The organism is Oceanicella actignis, from assembly GCF_008124525.1.
Lineage (GTDB): Bacteria > Pseudomonadota > Alphaproteobacteria > Rhodobacterales > Rhodobacteraceae > Oceanicella > Oceanicella actignis.
Genome location: NZ_VNHJ01000011.1, coordinates 53,996 through 70,221, shown reverse-complemented (window position 1 = coordinate 70,221; position 16,226 = coordinate 53,996). Strand labels below are relative to the sequence as shown.

Below are 16,226 nucleotides of genomic sequence, written 5' to 3'. Positions count from 1 at the left end.
CGCGCGGCGCTCAGGCCAGAAGGGTCATCGGGTTTTCAAGGTTCTCCTTGATCGCGGCCAGGAAGCGCGCGCCCAGCGCCCCGTCGATGACGCGATGATCGACCGACAGCGTCACGCGCATCACCGTGGCCGGGACGATCTGGTCGCCCTTGACGACGGGTTTGCGCACGCCCGCGCCCACGGCCAGGATCGAGGCGTGGGGCGGGTTGATGACGGCGTCGAAATCGTCGATGCCGAACATGCCCAGATTGGAGATGGCGAAGCTGCCGCCCTGATACTCGGCGGGGGCGAGCTTGCGCGCGCGGGCGCGTTCGGCCAGGTCGCGCATCTCTTCCGACAGGGCCGAGATGGACTTGGCGTCGGCGCCGCGCAGCACGGGGGTGAAGAGCCCGCCCTCGACCGCCACCGCCACGGCGACGTCGGCGCGGCTGAACTTCAGGATCCGGTCGCCCGCCCAGACCGCGTTGCAGTCGGGCACCTGGCGCAGCGCCAGCGCGCAGGCCTTGATGATGAAGTCGTTGACCGAGAGCTTCACCCCGCGCGGCTCGAGCGCCTTGTTGAGCTGGGCGCGGAATTCGAGCAGCGCGTCCAGCTCGATGTCGCGGCGCAGGTAGAAATGGGGGATGGTGCTCTTGGCTTCGGACAGGCGCGCGGCGATGGTGCGGCGCATGCCGTCGAGCGAGACCTCCTCGAAGGGCGCGTCGGCGTAAAGCTTGCGCACGTCCTGGGCCTCGGCGCCCTTGGCGGGCTGGGCGGGGGCCTGCGTCTGCGCCGGCGCGGCGGGGGCGGGGGCGGGCTTGGCCGGGGCGCGCGCGGCGGCCTCGACGTCGGCGCGCACGATGCGCCCGTGCGGCCCGCTGCCCTTGATGGCGGCCAGATCGACGCCCAGCTCGCGGGCGAGGCGTCGGGCGAGGGGCGAGGCGAAGATCCGCCCGCCTCCGGCCGCCGTCGGCGCCGCCGGGGCGGGCGCCGCGGTCTGCGGCTGGGCGGGGGCGGCCTGTTCGGCCCCGGCGGGGGCGGCCCCGACCTCTGCCTTGGCCTCCGCCTTGGCCGGAGCGGCCGCGGGGGCTTCCTGGGCGCCGGCGGCGGCCTCGGCCGGGTCTTCGCCCTCTTCGGCGAGGATGGCGATGGGCTCGTTGACCTTCACCCCCTCGGTTCCCTCGGGGATGAGGATGCGGGCGATGACGCCCTCGTCGACCGCCTCGAACTCCATGGTCGCCTTGTCGGTCTCGATCTCGGCGATGACGTCGCCGGCCGAGACCTTGTCGCCCTCCTTGACGTGCCACTTGGCGAGGGTCCCTTCCTCCATGGTCGGCGAGAGGGCGGGCATCAGGATCTGGATGGCCATGGTCGCCTCCTCAGCGGTAGCAGACGGATTTGCAGGCGGCGACGACCTCGTCGGTCGTGACCAGGGCGAGGCGCTCGAGATTGGCGGCGTAGGGCATGGGCACGTCCTTGCCGGTGCATGAAAGCACGGGCGCGTCGAGCCAGTCGAACGCCTCGCGCGAGATGGTCGCGGCCAGGTGATCGCTGATCGAGCAGACGGGCCAGCCCTCTTCGACCGTGACGCAGCGGTTGGTCTTGCGCACGCTCTCGAGCACGGTCGGCATGTCCATCGGACGCAGGGTGCGCAGGTCGATGACCTCGGCCGAGATGCCCTCGCCGGCCAGGCGCTCGGCCGCCTCGAGGGCGTAGGTCATGCCGATGCCGAAGCTGACGATGGTCACGTCCTCTCCCTCGCGCCAGATGCGCGCCTTGCCGAAGGGGATGGTCAGATCGTCCACCTGCGGCACCTCGAACGAGCGGCCGTAGAGGATCTCGTTCTCGAGGAAGATGACCGGGTTGGGGTCGCGGATGGCGGTCTTGAGCAGCCCCTTCGCGTCGGCCGCCGAATAGGGCATGACGACCTTGAGGCCGGGCACATGCGCATACCAGGCGGCGTAGTCCTGGCTGTGCTGGGCGGCCACGCGGGCCGCGGCGCCGTTGGGGCCGCGGAAGACGATGGGGCAGTTCATCTGCCCGCCGGACATGTAGAGCGTCTTGGCCGCCGAGTTGATGATCTGGTCGATCGCCTGCATGGCGAAGTTGAAGGTCATGAACTCGACGATGGGGCGCAGGCCGGCGAAGGCGGCGCCGACGCCGAGGCCCGTGAAGCCGTGCTCGGTGATGGGGGTGTCGATGACGCGGCGCGCGCCGAACTCGTCGAGCAGGCCCTGGCTGACCTTGTAGGCGCCCTGGTATTCGCCCACTTCCTCGCCCATGAGGAAGACGCTTTCGTCGCGGCGCATCTCTTCGGCCATGGCGTCGCGCAGGGCCTCGCGCACGGTCTGCTTCTTCATCGGGGCGTCGGCGGGCCAGTCGGGGGCGCGCTCGGCCGCGCGGGGCGCGGCCGGGGGCTGCGCGGCGGAGGGCTGCGCGGCGGGTTCGGCGGGCGCCTGCGCCGCGGCGGTCTCGGCGGCGGGGGCCTCGGCCGCGGGGGCCTGGGCGCCGGCGGCGGCCTCGGCCGCGTCCTCGCCTTCTTCGGCGAGGATGGCGATGGGCTCGTTGACCTTCACCCCCTCGGTCCCCTCGGGCACGAGGATTCGGGCGACGACGCCCTCGTCGACGGCTTCGAACTCCATGGTCGCCTTGTCGGTCTCGATCTCGGCGATGACGTCGCCGGCCGAGACCTTGTCGCCCTCCTTGACGTGCCACTTGGCGAGGGTTCCCTCCTCCATGGTCGGCGAGAGGGCGGGCATCAGGATCTGGATGGCCATGCTGCGCTCTCCCTTCAGGCGTAAATGTCGGTCCAGAGCTCGGAGACGTCCGGCTCGGGGCTTTCCTGGGCGAAGCGCGCGGCTTCGTTGACGATGGCGCGGATCTCCTTGTCGATGGCCTTGATGTCGTCCTCGGAGGCCATGCCGGCCTTCACCAGCAGATCGCGCACATGGTCGATGGGGTCGCGGGTCTCGCGCACTTTCTGGACCTCTTCGCGGGTGCGGTACTTGGCCGGGTCCGACATGGAGTGGCCGCGATAACGGTAGGTGTTCATTTCCAGGATGTAGGGGCCCTTGCCGGCGCGGCAGTGCGCGGCGGCCTTGCGCGCGGCGTCGCGCACGGCCAGCACGTCCATGCCGTCGACCGCCTCGCCGGGAATGGCGAAGGCCTCGCCGCGGGTGTAGAGCGCGGGGGTGGACGAGGCGCGGTCAAGCCGCGTGCCCATGGCGTACTGGTTGTTCTCGATGATGAAGATGCAGGGCAGCTTCCACAGGCTGGCCATGTTCATGGCCTCGTAGATCTGGCCCTGGTTGGCGGCGCCGTCGCCGTAATAGGTGAAGCTGACGTTGTCGTTTCCGCGGTAGCGGTTGGCGAAGGCGAGCCCGGCGCCGATGGGCACCTGCGCGCCGACGATGCCGTGCCCGCCGTAGAAGTTCTTCTCGCGCGAGAACATGTGCATCGAGCCGCCCTTGCCCTTGGAATAGCCCGTGGCGCGGCCGGTGAGCTCGGCCATCACGCCCTTGGGGTCCATGCCGCAGGCCAGCATGTGGCCGTGGTCGCGATACGAGGTGATGCGCTGGTCGCCTTCCTTGGCGGCCGCCTCGGCGCCGACCACGACGGCCTCCTGCCCGATGTAGAGATGGCAGAAGCCGCCGATCAGCCCCATGCCGTAGAGCTGGCCGGCCTTTTCCTCGAAGCGGCGGATGAGCAGCATGTCGCGGTAGTAGCGCAGCAGCTCGTCCTTGTCGGCGTCGGGCTTGGCGGGCGCCTTTCCGGCGGCGCTGGTCTTGGCGGGCGCTTTGGCGCCGGCGCGTCTGGCGGTGGCCATTCGGTGTCCTCCTCGACCGCTTGAGCGGTTCGTCGACCGTTGAACTTTCGAAGCACTCTAGAGCCGGCGCGCGGGAAAATCACGCGCCTATCGCAACGTCAGCCCTGCGGCGGGCGCATGGCCGGTTTGCGCGCAGCCGGCCGGAGCGCGCCGGGCGCGCCGGTTCGCGCGCCCCTCGTGCGATGGTGGGCGGCGTGGGGGTGAGGCGGGCGGCGCATGCGATTCAGCGCTTGGGCGCATGAACATGGCGCACGCGCCCGGCCCAGATGCGTCAAGCGCGCGCTCGGCGCACGAGAATGACGCGCGCGCTCGGCGCACGACAACGACGCGCGCGCTCAGCGCACGACGATCTCGTCGGGGCGGATGTAGCCGAGGGTCTTGCGCGCGCGCTCGTCCAGAAGGTCGAGGTCGAGGCTGCGTTCCGACAGGCGCTCGGTCAGGTTCTGCATGCGCGCGCGCTCCTGGCGCAGCATTTCGAGCTCGGCGCGCAGCCGCGCCTCCTGCGCCTCGAGCCGCATGCGCGCCAGAATGCCGGTGTCGCCCTGAATTGCGGCGTGGGCGAAATAGACGGCGGCCCCGAGGATGGCCAGGCAGAACAGCGCGGCGGCGGCGGCGCGGGGCGTTGCGACGGCGTCGGGCATGGGCGTGCGACCTCGGTTCGGCGGCTGCTGCCGGCTTGCGCGCGCCACGGTTGCGGCGCGTTTGAGGAAAATCGCACGAAAACGCGGCCCCGCCAAGGGGCCGCGCATGGGCTTGTCGCCGCCTCGGCTCAGCCGCGGCCGCGGATGAACGCGCCGCCGGCATAGACGGCGGCCTCGCCCAGCTCCTCTTCGATGCGGATGAGCTGGTTGTATTTGGCCAGCCGGTCCGAACGCGCCAGCGAGCCGGTCTTGATCTGCCCGCAGTTGAGCGCGACGGCGAGGTCGGCGATGGTCGCGTCCTCGGTCTCGCCCGAGCGGTGGGACATGACCGAGGCGTAGCCGGCGCGGTGGGCGATCTCGACCGCCTCGATGGTTTCGGACAGCGTGCCGATCTGGTTGACCTTCACCAGCAGCGCGTTCGCGCAGCCCTGGGCGATGCCGTCGCGCAGCCGCGCGGGGTTGGTGACGAACAGATCGTCGCCGACCAGCTGGCACTTGCCCCCCAGCTGCTCGGTCAGGATGCGCCAGCCCTCCCAGTCGTCCTCGGCCATGCCGTCCTCGATCGAGACGATGGGATAGTCGGCGACGAGCGCGGCCAGATAGTCGGCCATCTCGGCCGAGCTCAGGGTCTTGCCCTCGCCCTCGAGCCGATAGGCGCCCTCGACGTGGAATTCGGTCGAGGCGGCGTCGAGCGCCAGATGCACGTCCTTGCCGGGGGCGTAGCCGGCCTTCTCGATCGAGGCCATGATGAAGTCGAGCGCCTGGCGCGTCGAGCCGATGTTCGGCGCGAAGCCGCCCTCGTCGCCGACCGAGGTCGCGTGCCCGGCGGCGGCCAGCTCCTTCTTGAGGGTGTGGAAGATCTCGGCCCCCATGCGCACCGCGTCGCGCATCGTCGCCGCGGCGGTGGGCATGATCATGAATTCCTGGATGTCGATCGGGTTGTCGGCGTGCTGGCCGCCGTTGATGATGTTCATCATCGGCGTGGGCATGACGCGCGCCGAGGTCCCGCCGACATAGCGGTAGAGCGGCAGGCCGACGCTTTCGGCCGCTGCGCGCGCCACGGCCAGCGAGACGCCCAGGATGGCGTTGGCGCCGAGGCGGCTCTTGTTCGGGGTTCCGTCCAGCTCGATCATCGCGCGGTCGATGGCCAGCTGCTCGGCGGCGTCCACGCCGGCCAGGGCCTCGAAGATCTCGCCGTTGACGGCGTCGACCGCCTTCTGCACGCCCTTGCCCAGATAGCGCTCGCCGCCGTCGCGCAGCTCGACGGCCTCGTGCGCGCCGGTCGAGGCGCCCGAGGGCACGGCGGCGCGGCCGAAGCTGCCGTCCTCGAGCGTGACGTCCACCTCGACGGTGGGGTTGCCGCGGCTGTCGAGGATCTCGCGTGCGGTGATGTCGATGATGGCGCTCATGCGGTGGTCTCCAGCTGGTCGGGGCGCGGATGCGGCCCCAGGGGTGGATGCGGCGGGCGTCAGCCCTTGCGCTTGATGGGGACGCCGTAAAGCTCGAGCTTGTGGCCGCGCAGCTCGTAGCCCAGACGGCGGGCGATGCGTTCCTGAAGCTCCTCGATCTCGGGATCGACGAATTCGATCACGTCGCCGGTGGTCAGGTCGATGAGGTGGTCGTGGTGCTCGCGCTCGGCGTCCTCGTAGCGGGCGCGGCCGTCGCCGAAATCGACCTTCTCGAGAATCCCGGCCTCTTCCAGCAGCTTGACGGTGCGGTAGACGGTGGCCAGCGAGATGTTGGCGTCCTCCTGCGCGGCGCGCCGGTGCAGCTCCTCGACGTCGGGATGGTCGTCGGCCTCTTGCAGAAGGCGCGCCAGCAGCCGGCGCTGGCCGGTCATGCGCAGCCCCTTGGCCTCGCAGCGTTCGATGATGCTTTCGCCGGGCATGGCGTCTCCGTCCGGGGCGAAACGGGAGGGTCGCCGGGTTGATAGCGCATCGCCGCGGCGGGCGAAAGAGCCGAGGGCCGGATGCGCGAGCGCCCCCGCCGGGGGCGGGGGCGCGGTCGGGCGCGGGGCGCGCGGGTCAGCCGTCGAAATCCACCTTTTCGACCAGCTTGAGCGCGGCGGGGCGGTTGCGCGCGATCTCGACCAGGGGCAGGTCGTCGGGGGTGAACTCGCCCCAGCTGCGGATCAGCTCGGAGGGCGGCACGCCGGGCTTGACGGGGTATTCGGCGTTGAGCTCGGCGTAGAGGCGCTGCGCCTCGTCCGAGACGAGGAACTCCATCAGCTTGAGGGCGTTCTCGCGGTTGGGCGCCGAGCGGGTCATGGCCACGCCCGAGACGTTCATGTGCGCGCCGCCGTTCTCGAAGGTGGGGAAGACGATGCGCACGCTTTCGGCCCATTCGCGCTGCTCGGGATCGGCCAGCATCTTGGCCATGTAGTAGGTGTTGCCGATGGCGACGTCGCATTCGCCGGCCCAGACGGCCTTGACCTGGGCGCGGTCGTTGCCCTGGGGCTTGCGCGCCAGGTTGGCCTTGACGCCGCGCAGCCATTCCTCGGTCGCCTGTTCGCCGTGATGGGCGATCATCGCCGCGGTCAGCGCCAGGTTGTAGGGATGCGCGCCCGAGCGGGTGCAGATGCGCCCGCGCCACTTGTCCGAGGCGAAGTCCTCGTAGGTGGTGATCTCGCCGTCCTTCACGCGCTCCTTCGAGGCGTAGGCGACGCGCGCGCGGGCGGTCAGGGCGAACCAGCGCCCCTCGGGGTCGCGGAAGGCGGCGGGGATGTTGGCCTCGAGCGTCGCCGAGCGCACGGGCTGGACGACGTCGGCCTCGACCAGCTCGTTCAGGCGGCCGATGTCGACGGTGAAGACCAGATCGGCGGGCGAGCGGCGGCCCTCGGCCTTGAGGCGCTCGACCATGCCCTTGTTGAGGAAGACCGAGTTGACCTTGATTCCGGTCTTTTCGGTGAAGGCCTCGAACAGGGGGTCGATCAGTTCGGGCTGACGGTAGGAATAAACGTTCACCTCGTCGGCGGCCGCGGCCGGCAGGGCGGCGGCGGCGCTCAGGGCGAGGGCGGCGAGAAGATCGGTTTTCCGCATGGATGGGCTCCGTCGTTGAGGGACGGCCCTGCTTTAATCCGAGAAAAAGAGTCGGGTCAATGCCTGATGAAAAAAATCTGGATTAGCCGCCGCGCGCGCCTCCGTCCCCTTCTCCGTCCCCTTCTCCGTCCCCGTCCGCCGCGGCGCGCTCGCGCGCCTTCTCGGCGTTCCAGAGCGCGTCCATCTGTTCGAGCGTCGCCTCCTCGGGGCGCAGCCCCCGGGCGGCCAGGGCGCGCTCGACGGCGCGGAAGCGGCGCTCGAACTTGGCGCAGGCGCGCCTGAGCGCGGTTTCGGGATCGACGTCCAGCCGGCGCGCCAGATTGGCGGCGGCGAAAAGCAGGTCGCCCATCTCCTCCTCGATCGCGGCGGGATCGGACGCGGCGGCGGCCTCGGCCAGCTCGCGCGCCTCTTCGGCGATCTTGTCGGCGACGCCGCCGGCATCGGGCCAGTCGAATCCGACGCGCGCGGCGCGGGCCTGCAGCTTGGCCGCGCGGGTCAGGGCGGGCAGGGCGCGCGGCAGCCCGTCCAGCGCGCCGGCGGGGGCGTCCTGCGCGCCGGCGCGCTCGCGGGCCTTCATCTCTTCCCAGGCGCGGGTCTGCGCGGCGGCGTCGCGGGCGGGGTCGGGCGCGGCGAAGACGTGCGGATGGCGGCGGACCATCTTGTCGGATATGGCGCGCAGCACGTCGTCGAGACCGAACAGCCCGCGCTCTTCGGCCATCTGGGCGTGGAAGACGGCCTGGAACAGAAGGTCGCCCAGCTCGGCGGGCAGCTCGTCCCAGGCCTCGCGCTCGATGGCGTCGACGACCTCGTGCGCCTCCTCGATGGCGTAGGGGGCGATCGAGCGGTGGTCCTGCTCGAGATCCCACGGGCAGCCATGGCCGGGCTCGCGCAGGCGGCGCATGATCTCGCGCAGGCGTTCGAGGCCGCCCTCGGGGTCGTTCACCAGCCGGTCCGACAGCGGACGGGGCAGGGGGCGCGCGGGATGGGGACGGTCGGACATGGTCGGCTCCTGGCGGGGACGGGTTCGGCGGCCGGGGATCGGCGCGCGCAGTATGGCGTGCGGGCGCGGCGATGCAACGGCCGGGGGCGCGGGGTCGCCTTGCGCGGGCCGGGCGCCTTGGCCGCGGGCGCGCGCATGGGCTGTTCCGTCGGATGCGCGAAGGCTGTAGTGAGGGGCCCGACGAGTCAGGAGAGCCCCCATGAGCAGCGCAGACAGCGATCACCCCTCCGCCCGGGCCCGCGAGGCGGCCGAGGCCGCGCCCCCTTCCGCGCCGGCGGGCGACGACCCGGCGACGCGGCCGACGGTCCGCCTGCGGCCCAAGGCGGGGCGGCGTCTGTCGGCGGGCGCGCCCTGGGCCTATGCGGACGAGCTGGTCATGGACCGGCGCACGCGCAAGCTGGCGCCGGGCAGCCTGGTCGAGCTGCAGGACGCCGAGCGCGCGCCCCTCGGGCTGGCGGCCTTCAACCCCGACAGCGTGATCGCCGCCCGCCTTCTGGACGAGGACCCGGCCGCGCGCGTGGACGCCGACTGGTTCGCCGCGCGCATCGCCCGCGCCCAGCGGCTGCGCGAGGCGCTGTTCGACGCGCCCTTCCACCGCCTGATCCATGCCGAGGCCGACGGCCTGCCGGGGGTGGTGATCGACCGCTTCGGCGACGCGGCGGCGGTGCAGCCGAACGCGGCCTGGGCCGATGCGCGGATCGAGGCGCTGGTCGATGCGCTGGTCCGCGTGACGGGGGTGCGGACGGTGGTGCTGAACGGCGCCTCGCGCGCGCGCCGGGCCGAGGGGCTGGAGGACGGCGTGCGGGTGCTGCGGGGCGGGCTGGACGGCCCCGTGCCGACGCCGATGAACGGGGCGGTCTACATGGCCGATCTGACCGGCGGGCAGAAGACCGGCCTGTTCTACGACCAGCGCCCGAACCACGCCTTCGTTGCGCGGCTGGCGCGCGGGGGGCGGATGCTGGACGTGTTCAGCCATGTGGGCGGCTTCGCGCTGGCGGCGCTGGCGGCGGGGGCGACGCATGCGCTGGCGGTGGACGGGTCGGCGCGCGCGCTCGAGCTGGCCGAGGAGGGCGCGCGCCGCTCGGGCGTGGCGGATCGCTTCGAGACGCGCCGCGCCGACGCCTTCGAGGCGCTGGCGGCGCTGGCCGAAGAGGGCGCGCGCTTCGAGACGGTGGTGTGCGATCCGCCCGCCTTCGCGCCCTCGCGACAGGCGCGCGAGGCCGGGCTGCGGGCGTATCGGCGCCTTGCGCGCATGGCCGCGCCGCTGGTGGCCGAAGAGGGATGGCTGACGCTGTGCTCGTGCTCGCACGCCGTCGACGCCGAGGCTTTCCGCGCCGCCTGCGCGCAGGGGCTGCGCGCGGCGGGAAGGCGCGCGCGGCTGATCTGGTCGGGGCGCGCGGGGCCCGACCACCCCGTTCACCCGGCGCTGCCCGAGACGAGCTATCTCAAGGCGTTGGTCTTCGCCCTCGACTGAGCGGCGCGCCCCCTTGCGCCGCGCCGCGCGCGCCGGTAAGGGGGCGCCTTCGCCGCAGACGGAGAACGACATGCGCGTCGACGAGTTCGATTTCGACCTGCCCGAAGAGCTGATCGCCCTGCGCCCGGTTCGCCCGCGCCGCGCGGCGCGGCTGCTGGCCGCGCGGGGCGATGCGATCGACGATCTTCGCGTGGCCGATCTGCCGCGGCTGCTGCGGGCGGGCGACGTTCTGGTGTTCAACGACACGCGGGTCATCCCGGCGCGGCTTTTCGGCGAGCGCCGCCGCCAGACGGCCGACGGCTCGGGCGTGGCGCGCATCGAGGCGACCTTGCTCGAGCGCGCGGGCGCGGATGCGTGGCGGGCCCTGGCGCGGCCGGCGAAACGTCTGCGCGAGGGCGACGAGATCCTCTTCGCCGGCGGGCTGCGCGCGCGCGTGGCCGAGCGCGGCGCGGGCGGCGAGGTGGCGCTGGTCTTCGACCGCGCGGGGCCCGAGCTGGACGCGGCGATCGCGGCGGCGGGCGTGATGCCGCTGCCGCCCTACATCGCCGCCCGCCGCCCCGCCGACGCGCAGGACGAGGAGGACTACCAGACCGTCTTCGCCGCGCGTCCGGGCGCGGTGGCCGCGCCCACGGCCGCGCTGCATTTCGACCAGCCCCTTCTGGCCGCGCTCGACGAGGCGGGCGTGCGTTCGGCGCGCGTGACGCTGCATGTGGGGGCGGGCACCTTCCTGCCGGTCAAGGCCGAGCGCGTCGAGGATCACCGCATGCACGCCGAGTGGGGCGAGATCTCGGCCGAGGCGGCCGAGGCGATCGCGCGCGCGCGCGCCGAAGGGGGGCGGGTCGTCGCGGTCGGGACCACGGCGCTGCGGGTGCTCGAGACCGCGGCGGACGAGGACGGGCGCCTGCGGCCGTGGTCGGGCGAGACCGACATCTTCATCACGCCCGGCTATCGCTTCCGCGCCGTGGACGGGCTGATGACGAACTTCCACCTTCCGCGCTCGACGCTGATGATGCTGGTCTCGGCGCTGATGGGCGTCGAGCGCATCCGACGCATCTACGCCCATGCGGTGGCCGAGCGCTACCGCTTCTATTCCTACGGCGACGCGTCGCTGCTGATCCCCTGAGCGCCGCGGCGGCGCGTCCAGAAGTCGCTTCGGTCACGAAACATTCCGTCTTCGCGGCTATCATGCCGGCGAATCTCACGCGAGGCGCGCATGCTTTCCATTCTTTCCAACTCTTGGGCGCTGCTGTTCGGCATGTTCCTGCTGATGCTGGGCAACGGCATGCAGGGCACGCTGCTGGGTCTGCGCGGCGCCATCGAGGGCTTTTCGGTCGACGAGATGGCCTATGTCATGTCGGCCTATTTCCTCGGCTTCCTGGGCGGCTCGCGGCTGACGCCGCTGCTGATCCGGCGGGTGGGGCATGTGCGCGTCTTCGCGGCCATGGCCTCGATCATCTCGGCCGTGTTCGTGCTCTATGCGCTGGCCCCCAGCGTGCTCGGCTGGGCCTTGATGCGCCTGGTGGTGGGGTTCTGCTTCTCGGCCGTCTATGTGGTGGCCGAAAGCTGGCTGAACGACTCGGCCACGAACGAGACGCGCGGGCAGCTGCTGTCGATCTACATGATCGTGCAGATGGTCGGCATCGTCGCGGCGCAGTTCGCCATCAACCTGGGCGATCCGGCGGGATACGAGCTGTTCATCGTCATCTCGGTGGCGGTGTCGCTGTCCTTCGCGCCGATCCTGCTTTCGGTCAGCCCGGCGCCCGTGTTCAAGGCCAGCAAGCCGATGTCTTTCCGCCGGCTCTACGAAAGTTCGCCCCTGGGCTGCGTGGGCACCTTTTTCCTCGGCGCGGTCTTCTCGGCCATGTTCGGCATGTCGGCGGTCTACGGCGCCGAGGCGGGGCTGACGACCCGGCAGATCTCGATCTTCGTGGCGGCGATCTATGTGGGCGGGCTGGTGTTCCAGTATCCCGTCGGCTGGCTGTCGGACCGGGTGGACCGGCGGCTGCTGATCATCGGCGTGACGGCGGTCGCCGCGCTGTCGGCGGCGGGGGCGATGGCGTCGGGCGGGCGCTTCGAGGCGCAGGTGGCCGCGGCCTTCATGATCGGCGGCATGGCCAACCCGCTCTATTCGCTGCTGATCGCCTACACGAACGATTTCCTCGATCCCGAGGACATGGCGTCGGCCGCCGGCGGGCTGATCTTCATCAACGGCGTCGGCGCGGTGAGCGGGCCGGTGCTGATCGGCTATGCCATGAGCGCCTTCGGCACGCTCGCCTATTTCGGCTTCATGGGGGCGGTGATGGGCGCGATCACTCTTTACGCGCTCTACCGCATGACGCAGCGGCCCTCGGTGCCGGTGGACGAGACGATCGCCTACGCGCCCGTGGCGCCGACGGCCTCGGCGGTGGTGGTCGAGCTGGCGCAGGAATACGCGGTCGAGCAGAGCGAGGCGCATGACGCGGAGCAGGCCGAGGCCGAAAAGGCCGAGGAGCGCCGAATTCCTTGACATGACCTTGCGTCGGGTATGCGCTGAAGACAGGCGCCGGCCGGCCCGTCGGCGCTGGGGAATGCCGAAGGAGACGCGGAGATGAGCGCGACGCCGCAGGAGATACTCGAGTTCTGGCTCAACGATGTGGGCGAGAAGCGTTGGTACGAGGCTTCCGACGATCTGGACGAGGCCGTGCGCCGCCGCTTTTCGGGCGCCTGGCGCGCGGCGCGGCTCGGGGCCTTCGATCACTGGCTGGTCGATCCGTCCTCGGCGCTGGCGTTGATCATTCTGCTGGACCAGTTCCCGCGCAACATGTTCCGTGACCGCCCGCAGGCCTTCGCGGCCGATGAACGCGCGCTGCGCCTGGCCAAGCTGGCCATCGCCCGCGGGCACGATCTGCGCGTGCCCGAACCTGCGCGGCAGTTCTTCTACCTGCCGCTGATGCACTCCGAGGCGATCGCCGATCAGGACCGCTGCGTGCGCCTCGTGGCCGCGCGCATGCCGCAAAGCCGCGCCCGGAACCTGCCCCATGCGCGCGCCCATCGCGAGGTGATCCGCCGCTTCGGGCGCTTTCCCTTCCGCAACGCCGCGCTGGGGCGCGCATCGACGCCCGAGGAAGAGGCCTATCTGGCGGCCGGCGGCTATGCGCGCACGGTGCACGACATGGCCGCCTGAGCGCCCCTCGCGGCCGAGCGTTGCGCGCGGCGCAGGGCGCCCTTGCGTCATTGAGCGGTTGCCTTCGCCCGCGCGGCGCGCTTGTCTTGCGTCAACACGCAATCGCGCGCGAGGGAGATCGGCATGAGCTCGTCCAAGGACAATTTCGACGTCATCGTCATCGGCGCCGGCCCGGGCGGCTACGTCGCCGCCATCCGCGCCGCGCAGCTGGGCCTGCGCGCGGTGGTGGTCGAGCGCGAGGCGCTCGGCGGCATCTGCCTCAACTGGGGCTGCATCCCGACCAAGGCGCTGCTGCGCTCGGCCGAGGTGCTGCACCTGATGCGCCGCGCGGGCGAGTTCGGGCTGAGCGCCGACAAGGTCGGCTTCGACCTGGGCAAGGTGGTCGAGCGCTCGCGCAAGGTGGCGGGGCAGCTGTCCTCGGGCGTGCAGCACCTGTTGCGCAAGAACAAGGTCGAGGTCGTGATGGGCCAGGCCGATCTGCCCGCGCGCGGCCAGGTGCGCGTGCGCTCGGACAAGGGCGAGCGGATCCTGCGCGCGCCGAACGTGGTGCTGGCCACGGGCGCGCGCGCGCGCGAGCTGCCCGGGCTCGAGGCCGACGGCGATCTGGTCTGGACCTACCGCCACGCGCTGCGCCCGCCGCGCATGCCGCGCAAGCTGCTGGTCGTCGGCTCGGGCGCGATCGGCATCGAGTTCGCCAGCTTCTACCACGCGCTCGGCGCCGATGTGACGGTGGTCGAGGTGATGGACCGCATCCTGCCGGTCGAGGATGAAGAGATCTCGGCCTTCGCGCGCAAGCAGTTCGTCAAGCAGGGCATGAAGATCATGGAGGGCGCGAAGGTCGTCGCCCTGGATCGGGCCGGGGGCCGGGCGACGGCCCATGTCGAGCGCGGCGGCAAGACCGAGACGCTCGAGGTGGACACGGTGATCTCGGCCGTGGGCATCGTCGGCAATGTCGAGGGGCTCGGGCTCGAGGCGCTGGGGGTCAGGATCGACCGCACCCATGTGGTGGTGGACGAGATTTGCCGCACCGGCGTCGAAGGGCTGTGGGCGATCGGCGATCTGGCCGGGCCGCCCTGGCTGGCGCACAAGGCCAACCACGAGGGGGTGATGGTCGCCGAGGCGATCGCGGGCGGCAAGCCGCACCCGGTGCGTCCCGAGTCGATCCCCGGCTGCACCTACTGCCAGCCGCAGATCGCCTCGGTGGGCCTGACCGAGGCCGAGGCCAAGGCCGCCGGCCACGAGGTGCGCGTGGGCCGCTTCCCCTTCATCGGCAACGGCAAGGCGATCGCGCTGGGCGAGCCCGAGGGCATGGTCAAGACCGTGTTCGACGCGCGCACCGGCGAGCTTCTGGGCGCGCACATGGTCGGCGCCGAGGTGACCGAGCTGATCCAGGGCTACACGGTCGCCCGCACGCTCGAGACCACCGAGGCCGAGCTGATCGAGACCGTCTTCCCGCATCCGACCCTGTCCGAGATGATGCACGAATCGGTGCTCGACGCCTTCGGCCGCGCCATCCACTTCTGATCGCCCGCGCGCCCCGCCATGGCGCGCGGGGCGCGCTCAGCGAAAGGCCAGACCCACCGCGAAGGCCGAGGCGGCGCCCGCGCCGCCCACGAGCAGGGTCTCGGCCAGGCGCCGGCGCAGGCCGCCGCCATTCACCCGCCAGCGCATGACGCCAAGCCCGCCAAGCGCCAGCGTCGAGGCGCCGAAGGACAGCGCCAGCGCCAGATCGCCCGGCGCCAGCGCGAACCAGGGCGCCAGCGGCGCGAAGCCGAAGGTCACGAAGCTCAGAAAGGTGGCCAGCGCGCGCAGCGCCGCGTTGCCGGCGTCCGGGTCGGGCAGGCCCAGACCCAGCCGCACCGCCAGCTCGGCCCGCAGCCGCCGGCGGCGGGCCAGGATGCGGGCGATGACGGCGGCCTCGTCCTCGGTCAGCCCGGCGCGGCGCATGGCCGCCAGGGCGGCGTCGTCGCGGGGCGCGCGCGTGCGCGCCAGCGCGCTCTCGCGCCGAAGGGCGGCGTTGACCATGTCGCGCTCCGAGCGCAGCGACAGATACGCGCCCAGCCCCATCGACGCCCCGTCCGCCACCAGATTGGCCAGCCCGAACAGCAGCACCGCCGCGGCGCCGATCTCGTGCGCCTCGTCCGCGCCCGCGCCGGCGAAGCCGGCGACGACGGCCAGGGTGGTGACAATGCCGTCATTGCCGCCATAGACGATCTCGCGCAGATAGGTCTCGATGCGGCCGCGCGGGGCGGGATCGGCGGGAGGCTGCGCGCTCACAGGTCGTCGAAGGCGCCGCCGCGCCCCTTGCCGGCTGCGAAGCGCGCCGCGCCGTGCACGCCCTCGGCGGCGAAGGCGTCGGCCGAGCGCCACTCGAGCGCGAAGGCCTCGGGCGCGCTCAGCGACCACTGCGCCAGCGCCACCCGCCGGTCGGCGCGCATGCAGGCCTGGGGAAAGCGCGCCAGCTCCTGCGCCAGCTCGAGCGCGGCGCTCAGCGCGCCGCCGGGCGGGGCCGCGCGCTCGGCCAGCCCGATGGCCAGGGCCTCTTCGGCCGCGACCTTCCTTCCGCTCAGGATCAGATCCAGCGCCCGGCCCTGGCCGATCAGCCGCGGCAGGCGGATCGCGCCGCCGTCGATCAGCGGCACCCCCCAGCGGCGGCAGAACACGCCGAAATATCCCTCGGGGGCGACGACGCGCAGATCGCACCACAGCGCCAGCTCCAAGCCGCCGGCCACCGCCGCGCCGTTGACCGCCGCGATGGTCGGCTTGGACAGGCTCAGCCTTGTCGGGCCCATGGGACCGGGGCGGGGCGGCCCCTCGAGATCCTCGGGCGCGCGGATGGCCATGCGTTCGAACCACGCCTCGGGCATGCCCTGCGCCGCGCGGGTCAGATCGAAGCCGGCGCAAAAGGCCTCGCCGCAGCCGGTCAGGACGGCGACGCGCGCCGCCGGATCGGCGTCGAAGGCCAGGAAGGCCTCGAACAGGGCCTGGGCGGTTTCGGGATCGACGGCGTTGCGCCGCTCGGGGCGGTCGATGGCGATGACCCGCACGGGGCCTTCGTCGCGGATGCGCAGCGTGGAATCGGCGGTCATGGGGCGCTCCTGGCTT

15 protein-coding genes are annotated in these 16,226 nt (G+C 72.0%); 5 read left to right on the top strand and 10 right to left on the bottom strand.

The genetic code is table 11. From position 1 onward, the window contains the following. Positions 1–10: 10 nt before the first annotated feature. The 8 genes from LY05_RS13710 to mazG all read right to left on the bottom strand — a co-directional run bounded on the left by LY05_RS13710 (position 11) and on the right by mazG (position 8,484). Positions 11–1,348 (bottom strand): pyruvate dehydrogenase complex dihydrolipoamide acetyltransferase, encoded by a 1,338-nt coding sequence (locus tag LY05_RS13710; protein WP_148923536.1) that lies wholly within the window; start codon positions 1,346–1,348, stop codon positions 11–13. A gap of 10 nt (positions 1,349–1,358) precedes the next feature. Continuing rightward, positions 1,359–2,756: a pyruvate dehydrogenase complex E1 component subunit beta gene (locus LY05_RS13705; RefSeq protein WP_148923535.1), complete on the bottom strand. Its 1,398-nt coding sequence runs from the start codon at positions 2,754–2,756 to the stop codon at positions 1,359–1,361. Between the two features lie 14 nt (positions 2,757–2,770). Further along, entirely contained in the window at positions 2,771–3,805 is a 1,035-nt protein-coding gene (gene pdhA / locus LY05_RS13700) for a pyruvate dehydrogenase (acetyl-transferring) E1 component subunit alpha (RefSeq protein WP_072748343.1), read from the bottom strand. A 335-nt stretch (positions 3,806–4,140) separates the two neighbouring features. After that, positions 4,141–4,446 carry an FtsB family cell division protein gene (locus LY05_RS13695; RefSeq protein ID WP_072748344.1) on the bottom strand — a complete coding sequence of 102 codons (306 nt, stop codon included), beginning with the start codon at positions 4,444–4,446 and terminating at the stop codon, positions 4,141–4,143. A 128-nt stretch (positions 4,447–4,574) separates the two neighbouring features. Continuing rightward, a complete protein-coding gene (gene eno, locus LY05_RS13690) occupies positions 4,575–5,855 on the bottom strand; it encodes a phosphopyruvate hydratase (RefSeq protein ID WP_148923534.1) in 1,281 nt (426 codons plus the stop codon). Positions 5,856–5,914: 59 nt separating this feature from the next. After that, the gene (locus LY05_RS13685) at positions 5,915–6,334 is read right to left on the bottom strand and encodes a Fur family transcriptional regulator (RefSeq protein ID WP_072748346.1); all 420 of its coding nucleotides are present in this window, start codon (positions 6,332–6,334) and stop codon (positions 5,915–5,917) included. 136 nt (positions 6,335–6,470) lie between these two features. Continuing rightward, the gene (locus LY05_RS13680) at positions 6,471–7,484 is read right to left on the bottom strand and encodes a Fe(3+) ABC transporter substrate-binding protein (protein ID WP_148923533.1); all 1,014 of its coding nucleotides are present in this window, start codon (positions 7,482–7,484) and stop codon (positions 6,471–6,473) included. A gap of 82 nt (positions 7,485–7,566) precedes the next feature. Beyond that, positions 7,567–8,484, bottom strand: a complete 918-nt coding sequence (gene mazG / locus LY05_RS13675) for a nucleoside triphosphate pyrophosphohydrolase (protein WP_148923532.1) — start codon at positions 8,482–8,484, stop codon at positions 7,567–7,569. A 199-nt stretch (positions 8,485–8,683) separates the two neighbouring features. Between mazG and LY05_RS13670 the strand changes: the two genes are divergently transcribed. From LY05_RS13670 to lpdA, 5 genes are all read left to right on the top strand, one after another. Then, positions 8,684–9,958: an RSP_2647 family RNA methyltransferase gene (locus tag LY05_RS13670; RefSeq protein ID WP_148923531.1), complete on the top strand. Its 1,275-nt coding sequence runs from the start codon at positions 8,684–8,686 to the stop codon at positions 9,956–9,958. A 70-nt stretch (positions 9,959–10,028) separates the two neighbouring features. Next, positions 10,029–11,081: a tRNA preQ1(34) S-adenosylmethionine ribosyltransferase-isomerase QueA gene (gene queA, locus LY05_RS13665; RefSeq protein ID WP_148923530.1), complete on the top strand. Its 1,053-nt coding sequence runs from the start codon at positions 10,029–10,031 to the stop codon at positions 11,079–11,081. 90 nt (positions 11,082–11,171) lie between these two features. Continuing rightward, positions 11,172–12,464, top strand: a complete 1,293-nt coding sequence (locus LY05_RS13660) for an MFS transporter (RefSeq protein WP_148923529.1) — start codon at positions 11,172–11,174, stop codon at positions 12,462–12,464. 81 nt (positions 12,465–12,545) lie between these two features. Next, on the top strand, positions 12,546–13,121 hold the full coding sequence (locus tag LY05_RS13655) for a DUF924 family protein (protein ID WP_148923528.1): 576 nt from the start codon (positions 12,546–12,548) through the stop codon (positions 13,119–13,121). 123 nt (positions 13,122–13,244) lie between these two features. Further along, complete coding sequence (gene lpdA, locus LY05_RS13650; RefSeq protein WP_148923527.1) at positions 13,245–14,645, top strand: dihydrolipoyl dehydrogenase; 1,401 nt, start codon at positions 13,245–13,247, stop codon at positions 14,643–14,645. Positions 14,646–14,681: 36 nt separating this feature from the next. Here lpdA and LY05_RS13645 read toward each other — a convergent pair whose 3' ends face one another. Further along, positions 14,682–15,398 (bottom strand): VIT1/CCC1 transporter family protein, encoded by a 717-nt coding sequence (locus tag LY05_RS13645; RefSeq protein WP_170259015.1) that lies wholly within the window; start codon positions 15,396–15,398, stop codon positions 14,682–14,684. Continuing rightward, positions 15,395–16,210 carry a crotonase/enoyl-CoA hydratase family protein gene (locus tag LY05_RS13640; protein ID WP_148923525.1) on the bottom strand — a complete coding sequence of 272 codons (816 nt, stop codon included), beginning with the start codon at positions 16,208–16,210 and terminating at the stop codon, positions 15,395–15,397. The genes LY05_RS13645 and LY05_RS13640 overlap by 4 nt, the downstream gene beginning before the upstream one ends. Positions 16,211–16,226 lie beyond the last annotated feature (16 nt).